Raw genomic sequence first — 16712 nt, forward strand, 5'->3', positions numbered from 1 at the left:
CTTGCAACCAATCGCTATCTCCAAAAACGTTTTGATAACCCTGCTAATAACACAGATATTCAAAAGCCTGATAGCAATGCCAGTAGTAAGGCCAATAATAATGCTAGCAGTGAGGTAAATATCCAAGCGATTGAAAGCCCGACTGGTGAAAAAGTGAGCGCTGAAGACATTAAGCTATAAATATAAAGTTGGATGGTGAGAGGATAAAGAGTAATCGTATATGAGTATTTTAATAGGCGTTGGCATTGTAACGACCGTCACCACATTTTATCTAGGTAAAAAAAGCTGGCAGGCTTTTCATAAAACTGTCGGTATCTCACCTGGCGTGCTCACTTATCATGATTATGATGCGCCCTTATCATTAGCTGCATTAAGTTGGCAGCAGTTAACGTTAAAGAAACAGCACCTAAAAAATTTATCAGAGCAGCAACTGCGTCAATTAAAATGTATCGATGAAAAAATGAATAGTTATCACGCTTATCAAACAGCCCTACACAATCAACATAAGACACCAGCTATAACAGAAGCGCAGTTTGTGTTGAATAAAATGTTGCAAACACGGCTACCTGAAATGTTAGCCACCCATTACCAATTAACGAATACAAACAATGGGAGCAATGATAAGAGGCTAAAAGGTAATGAGCTATTGCAGAGTGTTTTAGACAACATCGAACAGCGTTTGGATAGACTACTGGCCCAAATGGACGAGGAGCAGCTACAAGAGCTGCGAGTTATGAAGCGCTATATTAATAGTCACGATAGCTGAGCTGTTATATCTATACTGAGCAACTGTAACGCCTGAAAAAAGAGACATACAAAAGCGGCCAATGATTATTCATCATTGACCGCTTTTGTATGTTTATCCCAAATCTATTTAAGACTTAGAATAATGTTAAACCAAATCAGCTAGCGCTTATTATTGCGATCACGGGTGTTACGTGTACCACGGCTGGCAGGGCTAGCACTACTTTTAGGCTTAGCACTGCTGTTGCGGTTATCGCTACGGGTATCAGTACGACGCGCTTTGAGTGGTTTATTTCTAATACGCTCTTGTTTTTCTTTGGCTGCGCCATGTAGACCTGTACCATAACGTGGGCGCAAGCTGACTAAGTCCGTCAACGTATTGATTTCTTTTTTATCAAGCTCTAAAAAACGACCAGTACGTAGCTCTTTTGGTAGAACAATTGTGCCATAGCGTGTACGCAGTAGACGACTAACCTTTAGACCTTGAGATTCAAACAAACGACGTACTTCGCGATTACGGCCTTCTTTTAGCTGGACATGGTACCACTTGTTGACACCTTCGCCGCCGCCTTCTTTGATGTCTTCAAATTTTGCGACACCATCTTCTAACATGACACCAGCAGTCAACGCACGGGCGATATCAGGCGTCACTTCACCCAATACACGTACCGCATATTCACGAGTCACTTCACTAGATGGGTGCATCAAGCGGTGTGCCATTTCACCATCATTGGTAAATAACAATAAGCCAGTTGAGTTAATATCCAAACGTCCAACCATTACCCAGCGGTCATGAGTCAGTTTTGGCAAACGCTCAAAGACAGTTGGGCGGCCTTCTGGATCTTTAGCTGAGCAAACTTCGCCTTCAGGCTTATAGTAAGCAATAACACGGCGACGCTTCTCATTTTCAGAAGTGTATTTGATTTGACGGCCATCAACACGAATCTCATCACCTTGCGAGACGCGATCACCAATAGTTGCAGGACCGTTATTAACTGTTACGCGGCCAGATTTAATGACTTCTTCCATCTGACGACGTGAACCAAGTCCCATACGGGCCAGTGCTTTCTGTAATTTTTCATCTTTCATAATCATAACCTTGAGTCGGTGGGTTTACATTTCTCAATGTAAAAAATTGGATTGGCTATTCTACGCTATTTTAACAAATTTAGCACGTAAACCAATACCTTACTACTTAATAGCTTAGCTACCCATAAATACGTAATACTGTTTAATTCACTTATTATAAAAATTTATCAGCGTGCAGGCTTTATCTTACGCTAGGATTTTGTAACGTACACAGGTACAATATTACTCTTAGTCAAATATTGACGAAGCAAAGGACAGGCATGCAAAGTATTTGCGCGCGCTGTCTTTATTTTTTTATATCGTACCCTCTATTGGAGTTACTATGTCTACTGCCCAAGAATCCGCCACCGTTTTGGACGGCAAAGCACTTGCTAAACAGATAGAACAGGATCTGCGCACGCGCGTAGATACGATTAAGGATAAGACTGGCCGCACCCCAAGTTTAGCGACGATATTGGTTGGTGACGATCCTGCCTCTGCGACTTATGTCCGTATGAAAGGCAACGCCTGTAAGCGTGTTGGCATGGACTCTATACGCGTTGAGATGCCAAGTGTCACGACCACTGAGCAGCTCATGGCAAAGATAGACGAGTTGAACAGCAATCCAGATGTGCACGGTATTTTGCTACAGCACCCTGTTCCTGAGCATATCGATGAGCGTGCTTGCTTTGAGCAGATTGACCTAGCAAAAGATGTTGATGGCGTGACTTGTCTTGGTTTTGGTCGTATGGCGATGCAGCAATCAGCTTATGGCTCATGTACACCGCAGGGCATCATGCATCTATTAGAGCATCATAATATCGAGCTGTCGGGCAAAGAGGCAGTAGTTGTAGGGCGTAGTGCTATTTTAGGTAAACCAATGGCGATGATGCTATTGAATGCTAACTGTACGGTGACTATTTGCCATTCAAGAACTCAAGATTTGGCAGCGCACATTAAGCGTGCAGATATTGTAGTTGGTGCGGTGGGCGTACCTGAGCTAATTAAAGCGGAATGGGTCAAATCAGGAGCCGTCGTCGTTGATGCAGGATTCCATCCGACAGATAATGGCGGTGTTGGTGATATCGAAATGAAAGGTATGGAAGATATTGCCAGTGCTTATACGCCAGTACCAGGCGGCGTTGGCCCAATGACTATCAATACGCTTATTCGCCAAACCGTTGATGCCGCTGAAAAATCAGCGGGTTTGAACAACGGCTAAAAAGATAGTCTTACGAATACTGATTGCCGATATATAAGGGGGCCTGAGGTAACATAGACTCAGGCTAAATCAACCACATTTCAGTTGATAGGACCTAAACATGGCTAAAAAAAACGTAGGTGTTCATGAGCGACTACAAGGTATTGGTAGAGGGTTTGTCGACGTCTGTCATTACGTTATTTTATTTCTAATCAGTGTGGTTGTCGTTTGGACCGCAGGAAAAGAGTTCGTTGGTATTATCCAAAAAGGCTCAGCGGATCTAAAAGACATATTGATGTTATTTATTTACCTTGAGCTACTGGCTATGATAGGTATTTATTTTAAAACCCACCGTTTGCCAGTACAATTTCTGATATTTATTGCTATCACTGCCTTGTCACGACATTTGGTGGTTGATGTACAAGCAGTTTCAGACTATTTTCATTTATGGCTGCTAGCGACGATTTCTGTGGCTATTATGCTATTGAGCGGCGCTATCGTAGTACTCACTTGGACGGCAAAAACGTTTGGTCGTCCAGAGGATAATCTGGATAAACAGCATGCAAACCTAACGGTTAAAGCACTATTGCCTGATAATGCTCAATCGCCCGATAGCCATACCAAGCATCGCCGCGAATAATCGCTGTGAACAATTAGATAGCAGCATAAAAAAGAGCGACCAGTGGTTGCTCTTTTTTATGCTACTTAGTCCTATGAGAAGTATTTAGTACTACAACCATTTAAGTCTTTTAAAATTGTAATACAGGTAGCTACACAAGGCGATAATAATGGCCATGATGACAAGATACGAATACTTCCAATGCAGCTCAGGCATAAAATCAAAGTTCATACCATAGATACCAGCAATGGCTGTTGGTACGGCTAGGATACCTGCCCATGCAGCGAGCTTACGCACGACTTCATTCTGACCCATATTGACCATCGCCATATAGGTATTCATCACCACGCTCAACATTTCATTGAGACCGTTAATTGCATCTATTGAGTGCAAGAGGTGATCGTTAACATCACGAAAGTAAGGCTTAGCTGCTTGAGAAAAGCCAGAAACAATTTCACTCTTTTTGTGATTGATGAAAAAGCTACAGATGTCTTGTACAGGTAAAATAATAGCGCGCATATGTACCAGTTGCGACTTGAGCTCGTAGAGGTTTTTTAGCGTGCCTTTATCAAACTCAGAAGTAAATACATAGCCCTCCTGTTCGCGCAGGTAGCGGCCCAATCGATCGGTAATTGGCATATAGTTATCAACGATAAAATCGAGGATAGCGTGCAGTACAAAGATAGGGCCCATGCGTAGCTTTTCGGGGCGACGGTGACAATGCTCACGTACTGGCGCATAAGAATTTGAAGGGCCATTGCGAATTGTAATGAGGTAGTTCTTACCCATGAATATCGCAGTCGTACCATAACGAATGACATTGTCTTCGAGTTTGGCTGTACGTAGTACTACAAAAACCATATCATTGTCGTAGTTTTCGACCTTGGCACGTTGATGATCGGCAAAAGCATCTTCAATCGCTAGCTCATGTAGGTCAAAGGCTTCTTTTACTTTGACCATAGTCTCTAAGCTTGGATCGTATAGCCCAAGCCAAATAAATTGGCCATTATTACCTAGCGTACGACTCACATCATTGAGTGCCACTCTATTAAGATTTTCACCTGTTTTACGTGAGTAAGCGTAGCAATTGACCACCTCATCTGCACTTGATGAATCAATATCTTCATAGCGTTCTGAGTCAGGATCGTAGACTGTCATGGTCTCGATAGTATCCTCAGTAGTAGCGTCCACATCCCCATAAATATAACTATCATCATCGTCCAAATAAAGATGCTTGTCATTCATATTGGCATAGATATGATTCATATTAGAATCAGGGGCAATATGAGCTGCTTTTTTTATCAGTTGATTATTATCATTTTCCATATACTTTCCTGTCATATAACAAAAAACTTCAATAATCCAAATATACCGTGAGCGCTGCTATGGTTTTATCATATGCCGATATTATCTATAGGGCATAGCTTTTTAGCGTATCGATATCTACCAATGCCAATAGACTTTCGTGACACGCTTCTAGCTTTATTTGCGGTGCGATGTCGAAGTCTAATGCTTCAACCCAACGCAGGGCGCAGATACACCAGTAGTCGCCAGGTTTGAGACCAGAAAAGTTGTACTCAGGTAGCGGGGTGATCAGGTCATTACCGCGACTGGCAGAGAAGTTTAAAAACTCGCTGGTCATCTTGGCGCAAACAGTATGTTGACCGACATCATGATTGCCAGTATGACAAAAACCATTGCGATAATAGCCAGTGATAGGATCAAAGCAACAACTGGCAAGTGCAGTGCCTAAGACATTGGTTTGGTTGATGGCAGGGTTTGGGTGGTAATCAGATGACATAAGGCTTCCGAGATAAAAATATGTGTTAGTGTATCATGAGTCTGTACCGAAGACGCTGCCGTAATCGCGCTCATTACCTTATGATTAACAAAAAATAAACCTCTCGACCATTCACCTAATATTGAGCCAAATACATCAATGATGACTGTTACATCTGCTAAGCTAATAAGCGGCAATTGAACTGTAATTAGATAGTGATTGTGGCTAATTGTCACTAGGCGAACCTTGAGCGCTATGCTAAACTAAAGCATAAAGTGCCTTGATTATTTGTCGCGATTTTTTAGCGCATAAAGATACTCGTCTTATCATTCTAAATTATACTTATTATTCACCCTTTTGCGGTTACCTGGTTTGTTTATAAATAATTGGGTCAATGATGTTGCGCGTTAAAAATAAACATATACAGCGTCAATACCCGGAAAATCACTCTTTAAGTACCGCATCAGTACCGCGTTTTTGGTAAGCGATACGCCAAACAAGGATTTATTGTGTCTGTTAGTTCTGATTCTGCAAAACCTGCCCAGCCAAATTCTACCAACGAAACAGTGTCTCAGCCTGTCGAAAACAGTGCTGTACCCAATCGCATGCCATACCTGAGCAACTTTGGCAGTGATGTTGCCAATAGTTGGCTGTTACCTGATGGGGTAGTTGATGTCCTGTTTGAAGATGCGCATAAGCAAGAAGTGCTTAGACATCAGTTAATCGAGCAGCTTATTACTCATGGTTATCAGTTGGTTTGCCCACCGATGATTGAGTTTACTGAGTCTTTGCTAAGTGATGCATCAGAAGATCTAAAACGTCAAACCTTTAAAATTATCGATCAGTTGACGGGTCGTCTAATGGGCGTACGCGCTGATATTACGCCGCAGATTTTGCGTATAGATGCGCATTGGGGCGGTACGGGTATTGCGCGCTATTGCTATGTTGGTGATGTGATTCATACCTTGCCATCAGGTCTGTTTGGCTCACGTACGCCATTGCAATTGGGTGCTGAGATATTTGGCTGTGCGTCACTAGCGGCAGATATAGAGCTGATAGACGTGCTGTTTACGATGGTGAATAAGCTCAATATGAGTGCAGCGCTTCATATCGATTTGGGTCACGTAGCGATATTCAAACGCTTGGCTGAATTGGCCGAGTTGTCAGATAGTGATACTGAGCAATTGATGTACTTATATGCCAATAAAAACTTGCCAGAGCTAAAGCGTGTTTGCCGTAGCTTACCAATGGGTGATGATTTTTATGTGTTGGCACGCTTTGGTCACGATATCGCAAACCTATTGACCAAATTATCAAATACAGCGCAGCAAGACAGTCAGATTGCGACAGCAATCGACGAGCTACAGCGTTTGAAAATCTATCTACAAGATCAATGGCAGTGCCCAGTCAGTATCGATGTGACTGAGCTATCAGGTTATCACTATCATACTGGTATCGTATTTAATGGTTATATCAATAGCGAAACGCAGCCATTAGTACGTGGTGGTCGTTTTGATGGTATGCAAAGTCAGACGCAAACGTTACGCGCGGCCACGGGCTTCAGTATGGATGTCAGCCGCTTGCTGGCGCATACACAGCTAGATGCGCCAACCGTTGTCTTGGTTGATTTCGCCGCTTTGACTAATGCAAATACAGATGAGATGCAGACGCTATTACAGCAAGTGGAAAGTCTACGTCAGCAAGGTTATCGCGTCACTATGCCGTTAGATGCCCAGGACAGTCCAGATGATGTTACGCATTGTTTGAGTATGTCTGATGACAATCAATGGCAACTACAGACTGTTTAGCGCTCTGATAATAGACCACTGAATGGCACACACAGCCAAAAGTATTCAGTACACATTACGAGAACGCAGAATTATTCGTTAGATATCTCAGGGTTTCTATTTCATGAATCACTGAGATACAAAGATATAGCTAAGAAAGTTAGTTTAGTTTTCCAGCTTTTATTGCACACACCTCAATACATAAGGTAAGGATTGATCATGGGTAAGAATGTTGTAGTTTTGGGTAGCCAATGGGGCGACGAAGGTAAGGGTAAAATCGTTGATTTACTTACCGAAAAAGCCTCAGCAGTAGCCCGCTTTCAAGGCGGTCATAATGCTGGTCACACGTTGGTTGTCGATGGCAAAACCACTGTCTTGCATTTGATTCCGTCAGGTATCTTGCGTGAAGGCGTCACTTGCTTCATCGGTAATGGCGTGGTGTTAGCACCTGACGCACTACTAAAAGAGATGAAAGAACTAGAAGCAAACAACGTACCTGTACGTGAGCGCCTACGTATCTCTCCTAACTGCCCACTTATCATGCCTTACCATGTGGCACTTGACCAAGCTCGCGAAGCCAAGCGCGGCACTGGTAAGATCGGTACAACAGGTCGCGGTATCGGCCCTGCATACGAAGACAAAGTAGCACGTCGTGCGATTAAACTGGCTGATTTGTTCCGTGAAGATCTAGAAGAAAAGCTACGTAACCTAATCGAGTATCATAACTTCCAACTAACTGAGTACTATAAAGTTGAAGCAATTGATTTTGATGAGACACTCAAGCTTTGTAAAGAGTGGAAAGAAGAAATTAAAGGTATGGTTACTGATGTAACTGAAGACCTAAATCAGTTGCGTCTAGCTGACAAACATCTGATGTTTGAAGGTGCTCAAGGTACATTGCTAGATATCGATCATGGTACGTATCCGTTTGTTACTAGCTCAAGCGTAACCGCTGGTGGTGTGTCTACTGGTACTGGTATTGGTCCACTATATTTAGATTACGTACTTGGTATCACGAAAGCATATACCACGCGCGTTGGTAGTGGTCCGTTCCCAACTGAACTGTTCGATGATGTTGGTGCTCACTTAGCTAAAGTCGGTCATGAGTTTGGTGCGACAACTGGCCGTGCTCGTCGCTGTGGTTGGTTTGATGCTGAAGCATTACGCCGTGCAGTAGTACTTAACTCTATGTCAGGTATCTGCTTGACCAAGCTTGACGTACTAGATGGTCTTGAAGAGCTTCTAATCGGTGTGGGTTACAACTTACCTGAGACTGAGTGTGCAGGCGCACATGATGCTGAATTCTATGAATCAGTTACGCCTAAGTACGAAACAATGCAAGGCTGGAGCGAGTCTACCGTTGGTATTACGAACTATGATGAGCTTCCAGAAAACGCTAAAAAATATATCAAGCGCATTGAAGCGTTGATCGGCTGCCCAGTTGATATCATCTCAACCGGTCCTGATCGTGAAGAGACAATCGTATTACGTGATCCGTACGACGCTTAATTTTTACTATAAACTTGATTAAATAGTTTCTAGTATTAGTGATAAAACCCCAATGCCGAGCATTGGGGTTTTTGCTTTTGTTAGAACTTATAGCATTATCAACGACTAATGCAGAATAAATTTACTTTTTTGCAAGGTATGGTCATAAATTAACCCTATCATTTGTAGCCTTAATCATTATAATAGGCAGCAATCCTATGTTGGCGCTTATGGTTATACATTGATATACCATGAGTTGTGCAAAACAGTCCAAGTCAACATTGTGGCCAAAGCAAAAACAACGCATTAATTTTTATATATTTTATTAAATTTATCATTTATTAGGAGCTTCTCATGGCTAACGAACGTACTTTATCTATCATCAAACCTGACGCAGTTGCTGGCAACCACATCGGTGCTATCTATAGCCGTTTTGAACAAGCTGGTCTAAAAATCGTTGCAGCTAAAATGTTACAACTTGATGATGAAAAAGCAGGCGGTTTTTACGCTGAGCACGCTGAGCGTCCATTTTACAACGATCTAAAATCTTTCATGATGTCAGGTCCAGTATTGGTATCAGTACTAGAAGGCGAAAATGCTATCGCTCAGCATCGTGAAATCATGGGTGCAACTAACCCAAAAGAAGCTGCTGAAGGCACTATCCGTGCTGATTTCGCTAGCAGCATCGACGAAAACGCAGTACATGGTTCAGATTCAGCTGAATCAGCAGCACGTGAAATCAGCTACTTCTTCAGCGATGATGAAGTTTGTGCACGTACACGCTAATATAGCAAATAAACGATAAGCTTTTACGGCGTTCGATTTGTTTGTAGTAACTGCTATAATAAGACAGCTACGATTTAAGCTAATCTTGCTTGTATAAGTTTTATGTTTACTTGGATATAGACGAATTATTGACAACATTGGTTGTTTGTAATTGGTTTGCGAGACGGCTTATATCTTATGGGTATAGGCCGTTTTAGCTATTATTCATTGAAATTGTCGATGACTTACCTCATTATTAATTTTACTTAGCGTTATCAATCCCTTATCAGCATATTTTTGATCAATGGACAATTTATTAATTAGTATTTGTCAAACTGGAAAACTGCGCTCATAGCGGATTGCTCATGCACCCATGTATGTATGGCAAAGCCCATATAAATAATTGCACCGCTTATCTAAGCTTCTGCAAAAAGGTTACCTATTATGTCAACTGTTCAAGCACCTACTCAGCACGTACCTGCTAAGATTACTGATAGTATTAAGCTAGTAGATGAGGCACATGCCAAAACCAATCTATTGGGTATGTCACAAGCGCAACTGGCTGATTACTTCAAGAGCATTGGTGAAAAACCATTTCGTTCCACTCAGGTAATTAAGTGGATATATCAGCATGGCGTGACAGATTTTGAGCAAATGACGAATTTGAGCAAGTCATTGCGGGACAAACTGTCACTTAATGCTTGTGTGGTTCCGCCCAAAGTGATTCATCGTCAATATAGTGATGATGGTACGCGTAAGTGGGTATTTGAAGTTACTGGTGGCTCATTGGTTGAGACAGTACTTATTCCTGCAGATGACAGTAAGTCAAATGGTCGCAAAACACTATGCGTGTCTTCGCAAGTAGGCTGTGCACTAGACTGTAGCTTCTGTAGTACAGGCAAGCAAGGGTTTGAGCGTGACTTGAGTGCGGCTGAAATTATCGGTCAATTATGGGTCGCTAATGCGTCATATATGACAGATGAAAATGAAAGCTTAGAAAACGTTGATCATAGCCTATGGGAAAATAACGTTACCAATGTGGTGATGATGGGTATGGGTGAGCCGCTATTGAACTATAAACCTGTGGTTGGCTCAATGGAGCTGATGCTAAGCGATCATGCTTACGGATTGTCAAAGCGCCGTGTTACATTATCGACTTCTGGTGTTGTCCCGAAAATGTATCAGCTCGCACAAGACATCGATGTGGCATTGGCTATTTCATTACATGCACCAAATGATGAACTGCGTAATGAGCTAGTACCTATTAACAAAAAATATCCGCTAGAAGAGCTGATTGCAGCGGCAAAAAACTATGTTTATGATGTTAATCCACGTCATAAGAAACACGTCACGATTGAGTATGTGATGCTTGACGGCGTCAATGATAGCAATGAGCATGCGCATCAGTTGGTTGCGTTATTGGACGGGTTACCAAGCAAGATTAATCTTATTCCGTTCAATCCGTTCCCACATGCACCGTATGACAAATCAAGCAACAACCGCATCCATGCGTTTAGTAATATATTAAGCGAAGCTGGTTTTGTTTGTACGATTCGTCAAACCCGTGGTGATGACATTGATGCCGCTTGTGGTCAGTTGGTTGGACAAGTTGCCGATCGCACTAGACGCTCAGCCGCATGGCAGCAGAGTATCAAAGATCGTGAAAGTGTTTAGTAAGTTTTCTAGCAAATGAGCGTTATATCTGACTGATATTGCATTTTAACTGTCTTTTTTCTGTCGCAATGGTAAGAAAATGTAGCAATGACGGTCGAGACTATAGAATGCGGCAATTAATAACAACTAAATTGTACTTAAAGGGGTTAAATCTATTAAACTGATGTTTCTTTGATCGAACGCATTGAATCCCAGTTTTATGATGGCGGCTATGATGACTTCTAAAAATTCTTGTCAGTTCAAACATCAAAAATCATTTTCTAAGTCTTATAAGCAGTTAAGTATCAGTGCTGTTTACACCGCTTTGCCAAAGCGTGCAGCACTATCGGCAGTGTTTGGCGTCTTTTTATTAAGTGGTTGCCAGAACACACCGACTAATGATTTGCTAGGCAACTCTCCTTATCAAACATCTACGCGCGCTAGCAATGATCGAAATTTAGATCAGCAGGAAATCGCCCGTGTGCGTACCTCACTTGCCGCGCAATACATCCGCAAAAATGAACTCGACACTGCGCAGCAGCAGCTTGAAAAAGCCTTTGCTGCTGATAGCCGTTATGCGCCAGCCTATGATATGATGGGCGTTTTGTTGCAGCAAGAAGGCAGCCGTATTAATCTAGCCAAAGCTGATGAGTACTTCAAAAAAGCTATCGCGCTAGATAGAGACTTTGTACAAGCACACAATAATTATGGCGTATATCTGTCACAGACAAAGCGCTACCGTGAAGCGGCAGAACAGTTCGAGATTGCAGGCGCGTCGCTAGGCTATGAAGGTCGTATTGGTGCGCTAGAGAACCTAGGTCGTACTTATCTACAATTAGGTGATAATAGTGCCGCTTCAAAAGCATTTTTACGTGCACTTGATGGCAATCGTAATAGTATTATTGCTCATATCGAATTGGTAGATTTATTGCTTGAACAACAGCGTGTACCGCAGGCACAGAGACTGTATGATGAGACGCTGATATTGGTGCAGGGGCAGGGTGTTAGTCCGCGCTTGCTTTTACAAGGTATCAAGCTTGCAGCAGCACAAAACAACATAACTACGCGCCAGCAATTGGCACAGCAGCTTTTATCCGCTTACCCGTTAAGTGATGAAGCAAAACAACTTAAGACTTGGCTTAACAATCCAGAGGCACCATGGAAATGATCACCCCATCATCTAACACTCAATCTAACGCGCAGGGATCATTTGGTGCCGTGTTGCAGCAAGCCCGTAAAAATAAGCAAGTAACTTTAGAGGTAGCGGCGGCCGAGCTGTTTATTCTAAAGCGTCATCTAGAAGCACTAGAGAATGAAAACTTCGCGGAGCTACCACAGGCTGCGTTTGCTCGTGGTTTTGCGATTAACTATGCCAAGTATTTGGGCTTAGATTCAGCTAAAATTGCTAGTAGTTTTGATGCCGCTTATCCCAACGAGTTAAAGGCCAAGTCAGCCAGCAATATCGACACGCCACTACGTCCAATGGGAACTTTGCAGCGTGACACTCACAACCGCATCCGCTTTAACCCTCTACTGATCATAGGTGTTATCGGATTGATTATCTTGGCGGTATTCCTATTCCGCATGGTGAGTAACGCTAGCAAAGAAAATACCCAAGAGCCTGTATCAGCTGTTGAGGATATGTCAGCAATAGAGCAAGCACAAGGTGCCGCCATAAACAATGATGCAAGTGGCGTTGGTGCTTCTGGCTCTGCATTGAATCTAGGTGATGCTGCAACGACTGCTAACCTAAACCTTATATTGACAGATGACGCTGTGGTTAGCATCACGGATGCTGACGAAAACAGTCTTATAAATGGTGCCCAGTCTGCGGGTAATTACGACTTATCTGGTATGCCACCGTTTAATGTACAAATTGATAATATCGACAATGTGAGTTTGATGCTCAATCAACAACCAGTTGCACTAGATATGTATGCAACAGATAAGCAGGCTACTTTCGAATTGGCGCCATAGTCAGTTATATAAGCGCCAAATTTGAGTAAATCACATATGAATGTGTTGATTGAGCTGGTTTATATTATATATACAAAGGCCTAGGGCTTTTCTATTTTTGATTCAAGGATTTATGTATGTCAATGCCATCGCCTATTAATCGTCGTCAGACCAAAAAAATCTATGTCGGTGATGTCGCGGTTGGTGGTGATGCACCAATTAGCGTACAGAGCATGACCAACACTGATACCTGTGATGTAGCAGCGACGGTCGCTCAGATCGAGCGCTGTGTCGAGGCAGGTGCGGATCTGATGCGCGTATCAACACCAACAATGGATACCGTCAAAGCATTTGGCGAAATTCGCAAACTGGTAAGCGTTCCTTTGATCGCTGATGTGCATTTTGATCACAAAATAGCTTTGGCAGTTGCTGAAGCGGGCGCTGACTGTTTACGTATCAATCCTGGTAACATTGGTAGCGATGCTAAGGTACGTGAAGTGGTCGCTTGTGCCAAATATCACAATATTCCGATACGTATTGGCGTGAATGCTGGCTCTTTAGAAAAAGACATACAGCGTAAATATACTGAGCCAACTGGCGAGGCAATGCTAGAGTCGGCAATGCGCCACATTGATATTTTAGAGCGTCTGAATTTTGACCAGTACAAAGTATCTGTCAAAGCTAGCAATGTGTTTTTGACACTGGATGCTTATCGCTTAATATCAGCGCAAATTGATAACCCATTACACTTGGGTGTGACAGAAGCAGGTGTCTATCGTACTGGTGCCGTTAAATCAGCTATCGCACTAGGTGGGTTATTGCTAGATGGTATTGGCGACACTATCCGTATCTCCTTGGCAGCCGAGCCTGAAGAAGAGATTAAGATTGGTTTTGATATCTTAAAATCGCTTAATATTCGTTCGAACGGTGTAAACTTTATCGCCTGTCCAAGCTGCTCACGTCAAGAGTTTGATGTGATTAAAGTCATGACAGCATTAGAGTCGCGTTTAGAAGATATTCGTGAACCGATGGACCTATCTGTGATTGGCTGCAAGGTTAATGGTCCAGGAGAGGCAAAAGAAGCGGATATTGGTATCGTTGGTGCTGCACCTAGATCATTGGTCTATCGTATGGGTGAAAAAAGCCACCTTATCGACACAGGCAATCTGGTCGATGAAATAGAAGGTATGGTTCGCGCCCATGCAGAAGATTTGGCGAAAAAGCGTGAGAATGAAATCATTCGCGTAAAATAAGCCATAGAATAGATTGATACGTCAGATTATACCGTCACAATATCAGTAAGATATAACGCTTATCTGAGTATACAAACGACAATAATAGAATACCTGTTAAACATTTAAGGATACGACCGTACCATGATCAAAGCTATCAAAGGTTTTAATGATATTTTGCCTGACCAATCAGCAAAGTGGCTGCATCTAGAAGCGATATTGGCTGATGTACTTGGTAGGTATGGTTACGAGCATATTCGCTTGCCTATCGTTGAACAAACTGATTTGTTTGCCCGTGCTATTGGCGGCGCTACGGACATCGTCGAAAAAGAAATGTATAGTTTCACTGACAAGTCTGAGCCACCAACACCATTAGCACTACGTCCTGAAGGTACAGCAGGTGCAGTACGCGCAGTTATTGAACATAATTTGCTACGTGGTGATACGCCCAAGCTTTGGTACATTGGCCCGATGTTCCGCTATGAGCGTCCACAGAAAGGCCGCTATCGCCAGTTCCATCAATTGGGTGTCGAGAGTTTTGGTAGTGCATTACCAGATGCTGACGCTGAACTGATTGCGATGACTCATTTGATGTGGAAAGAATTAGGTCTTAACAACGAGATGCGTTTGCAACTGAACAGTTTGGGTGAGCTGGATGAACGCTATGCTTATCGTGAAGCATTGGTCACTTATTTGACTGATAAAAAGGACCAGCTAGACGAAGATAGCAAACGCCGTCTAACGACCAACCCTTTGCGTATCTTGGATAGTAAAGACTCGAGTACGCAAGCAGTATTGGCGGATGCGCCAAAGCTTGCTGACTTCTTGGGTGAAGAGAGTGTGGTGCATTTTGAGCAGGTCAAAACCTATCTGACTGCGCTGAATATCGATTTTGAAATCAATCCGCACTTGGTGCGCGGCCTTGATTATTATAATAAAACGGTATTTGAGTGGGTTACAGATAAGCTTGGAAGCCAAGCTACCGTTTGTGCTGGTGGTCGTTATGATGGGTTAGTAGGTCAGTTGAAATCAATCGGTACAGATGGTAATAAGCCAGTCAAATCTGAGCCTGGTGTTGGTTTTGCAATGGGACTTGAGCGTCTATTACTACTGATAGAAGCAGTAGCGCCGATTGCTGATATACCAGCTTGTGATGTATTTGTTGTTGCTCATCCTGAGGTATACAGTGCTGGTATAAGCTATGCACAAAACTTGCGTCACAGTCGTCCAGACGTACGAGTAAAGATGGCTAGTGCTACGAGTCTAAAGGCACAAATGAAGAAGGCGGATAAGTCAGGCGCGGCACTGACAGTCATCATTGCACAGCAAGAGCTGGATGATAATACGATTAGTATTAAAGATATGCAGACAGGTGAGCAAAAGACGGTCGCACAAGATTGGCTATCGACTACAGATAACTTTTCTCGTCACTAGTCGGTTTTTGACCAATTAGCTTTATTTGTGGCATCAGCAATTTAATGTAAACTTTATCAGGTAAATATATATGGCTCTGACACCTAATTCGCCGAATGCAGATAACTCCATGCAAAACTTAAAGCAATATGGTAGTTATATCGTCACTGCGATCTTGTTAGCATTGGCCGCCTATTTTGGCTGGACATACTGGCAAGACAATCATGCGCGAGTAGATACCGTCGCCGCCGATCAGTATGCTGATATTCAGCAGCTAAATGAAGAAGTCAACTTAGCTTCACAAAATCCAGATTTGGAAGCAGAAGCTCAAGAAGCGCTTACCCAGAGTCGTAGCCAGCTAGACAAAGATATCGATACTTTGGTCAACACGCATGGTGAGTCGGTTTATGCATGGCAAGCGCTGATGATAAAAGCACGTCAACAAGTCGACAGCGATGATTTTGTAGCAGCGACTGAGACCTTCAAAAAAGCATTGGCTATCGATTTGGGTGATGCTGGTTTAGAAGCGATTACTCGTCTACGCTATGCAAAGACGCTGTTGGCCGCAGGCGATACAGATGCTGCACTGGCAGAAGCAAACAATGACATGCCAAGCTCGTTCGAAGCAAGTCAGCAGGAGCTACTAGGGGATATTTACTTAGCGCAAGATAATAAAGACTCAGCGATTAAATCTTATAGTAACGCGTGGGAGCTATTACGTAGTCGCCAAGAAACGCGTGCAGTATTGGCATTAAAGATGGAGAGCTTGGGTATCACGGCTGAACCAATTGCTGAGCAGACCAGCCTTATTCAAGAACCATCTGCTCCTGAGCCGTCGCTGGTGATGGATAGTTCGAATGAAGTCGCTGTCGAAGCAGGACAGTAAGTTAGCAGGCTAGACATTAAGTCAGTAGTATATTATTGAGAGTTGGTAATCACCCAAAGCTCTTTTTTCATATAACCTAATGATTACTAATTTGCTGTTGGCCAATTTACCAATTAATAA

General features: G+C 42.8%; 16 protein-coding genes and 1 pseudogene. 13 read left to right on the forward strand and 4 right to left on the reverse strand.

Annotation, left to right across the window (positions count from 1 at the left end):
• Positions 1–180: pseudogene (locus tag ACT3QR_RS00005) on the forward strand (hypothetical protein); the annotation flags it as partial.
• A 40-nt stretch (positions 181–220) separates the two neighbouring features.
• Positions 221–766 (forward strand): hypothetical protein, encoded by a 546-nt coding sequence (locus ACT3QR_RS00010; RefSeq protein ID WP_444519375.1) that lies wholly within the window; start codon positions 221–223, stop codon positions 764–766.
• A gap of 140 nt (positions 767–906) precedes the next feature.
• Here the strand turns inward: ACT3QR_RS00010 and rluB are convergent, their stop codons facing one another.
• Positions 907–1833, reverse strand: coding sequence for a 23S rRNA pseudouridine(2605) synthase RluB (gene rluB, locus ACT3QR_RS00015; RefSeq protein WP_444519376.1), 927 nt, complete (start codon positions 1831–1833; stop codon positions 907–909).
• 322 nt (positions 1834–2155) lie between these two features.
• Between rluB and folD the strand changes: the two genes are divergently transcribed.
• Entirely contained in the window at positions 2156–3034 is an 879-nt protein-coding gene (folD, locus tag ACT3QR_RS00020; RefSeq protein ID WP_444519377.1) for a bifunctional methylenetetrahydrofolate dehydrogenase/methenyltetrahydrofolate cyclohydrolase FolD, read from the forward strand.
• 100 nt (positions 3035–3134) lie between these two features.
• Entirely contained in the window at positions 3135–3653 is a 519-nt protein-coding gene (locus ACT3QR_RS00025) for a phosphate-starvation-inducible protein PsiE (protein WP_444519378.1), read from the forward strand.
• Positions 3654–3743: 90 nt separating this feature from the next.
• On the opposite strand, the gene corA is transcribed toward ACT3QR_RS00025, so the two are convergent.
• From corA to ACT3QR_RS00040, 3 genes are all read right to left on the reverse strand, one after another.
• Positions 3744–4898, reverse strand: coding sequence for a magnesium/cobalt transporter CorA (gene corA, locus ACT3QR_RS00030; RefSeq protein ID WP_444519832.1), 1155 nt, complete (start codon positions 4896–4898; stop codon positions 3744–3746).
• Positions 4899–5043: 145 nt separating this feature from the next.
• Complete coding sequence (locus ACT3QR_RS00035; protein WP_444519379.1) at positions 5044–5433, reverse strand: DUF2237 family protein; 390 nt, start codon at positions 5431–5433, stop codon at positions 5044–5046.
• Positions 5382–5648, reverse strand: a complete 267-nt coding sequence (locus ACT3QR_RS00040) for a hypothetical protein (protein ID WP_444519380.1) — start codon at positions 5646–5648, stop codon at positions 5382–5384. The genes ACT3QR_RS00035 and ACT3QR_RS00040 overlap by 52 nt, the downstream gene beginning before the upstream one ends.
• 273 nt (positions 5649–5921) lie before the next feature.
• Here ACT3QR_RS00040 and ACT3QR_RS00045 point away from each other — a divergent pair, with 273 nt between their 5' ends.
• The 9 genes from ACT3QR_RS00045 (at position 5922) to ACT3QR_RS00085 (ending at position 16592) form a co-directional block, all read left to right on the forward strand.
• Positions 5922–7220, forward strand: coding sequence for an ATP phosphoribosyltransferase regulatory subunit (locus ACT3QR_RS00045; RefSeq protein ID WP_444519381.1), 1299 nt, complete (start codon positions 5922–5924; stop codon positions 7218–7220).
• Positions 7221–7418: 198 nt separating this feature from the next.
• Positions 7419–8708, forward strand: a complete 1290-nt coding sequence (locus ACT3QR_RS00050; RefSeq protein ID WP_444519382.1) for an adenylosuccinate synthase — start codon at positions 7419–7421, stop codon at positions 8706–8708.
• A 333-nt stretch (positions 8709–9041) separates the two neighbouring features.
• A complete protein-coding gene (gene ndk / locus ACT3QR_RS00055; RefSeq protein WP_057759031.1) occupies positions 9042–9473 on the forward strand; it encodes a nucleoside-diphosphate kinase in 432 nt (143 codons plus the stop codon).
• A 423-nt stretch (positions 9474–9896) separates the two neighbouring features.
• On the forward strand, positions 9897–11126 hold the full coding sequence (rlmN, locus tag ACT3QR_RS00060; protein WP_444519383.1) for a 23S rRNA (adenine(2503)-C(2))-methyltransferase RlmN: 1230 nt from the start codon (positions 9897–9899) through the stop codon (positions 11124–11126).
• A gap of 211 nt (positions 11127–11337) precedes the next feature.
• Entirely contained in the window at positions 11338–12273 is a 936-nt protein-coding gene (gene pilW, locus ACT3QR_RS00065; protein ID WP_444519384.1) for a type IV pilus biogenesis/stability protein PilW, read from the forward strand.
• A complete protein-coding gene (locus ACT3QR_RS00070) occupies positions 12270–13082 on the forward strand; it encodes a helix-turn-helix domain-containing protein (RefSeq protein ID WP_444519833.1) in 813 nt (270 codons plus the stop codon). Before pilW ends, ACT3QR_RS00070 begins: the two co-directional genes overlap by 4 nt.
• A 116-nt stretch (positions 13083–13198) precedes the next feature.
• On the forward strand, positions 13199–14314 hold the full coding sequence (gene ispG / locus ACT3QR_RS00075) for a flavodoxin-dependent (E)-4-hydroxy-3-methylbut-2-enyl-diphosphate synthase (RefSeq protein WP_444519385.1): 1116 nt from the start codon (positions 13199–13201) through the stop codon (positions 14312–14314).
• 123 nt (positions 14315–14437) lie between these two features.
• Complete coding sequence (hisS, locus tag ACT3QR_RS00080; RefSeq protein WP_444519386.1) at positions 14438–15727, forward strand: histidine--tRNA ligase; 1290 nt, start codon at positions 14438–14440, stop codon at positions 15725–15727.
• A 70-nt stretch (positions 15728–15797) separates the two neighbouring features.
• A complete protein-coding gene (locus tag ACT3QR_RS00085) occupies positions 15798–16592 on the forward strand; it encodes a YfgM family protein (RefSeq protein WP_444519387.1) in 795 nt (264 codons plus the stop codon).
• Positions 16593–16712 lie beyond the last annotated feature (120 nt).

Origin of the sequence: Psychrobacter sp. AOP7-B1-25, from assembly GCF_052376195.1 — a bacterium.
Taxonomy (GTDB): Bacteria; Pseudomonadota; Gammaproteobacteria; order Pseudomonadales; family Moraxellaceae; genus Psychrobacter.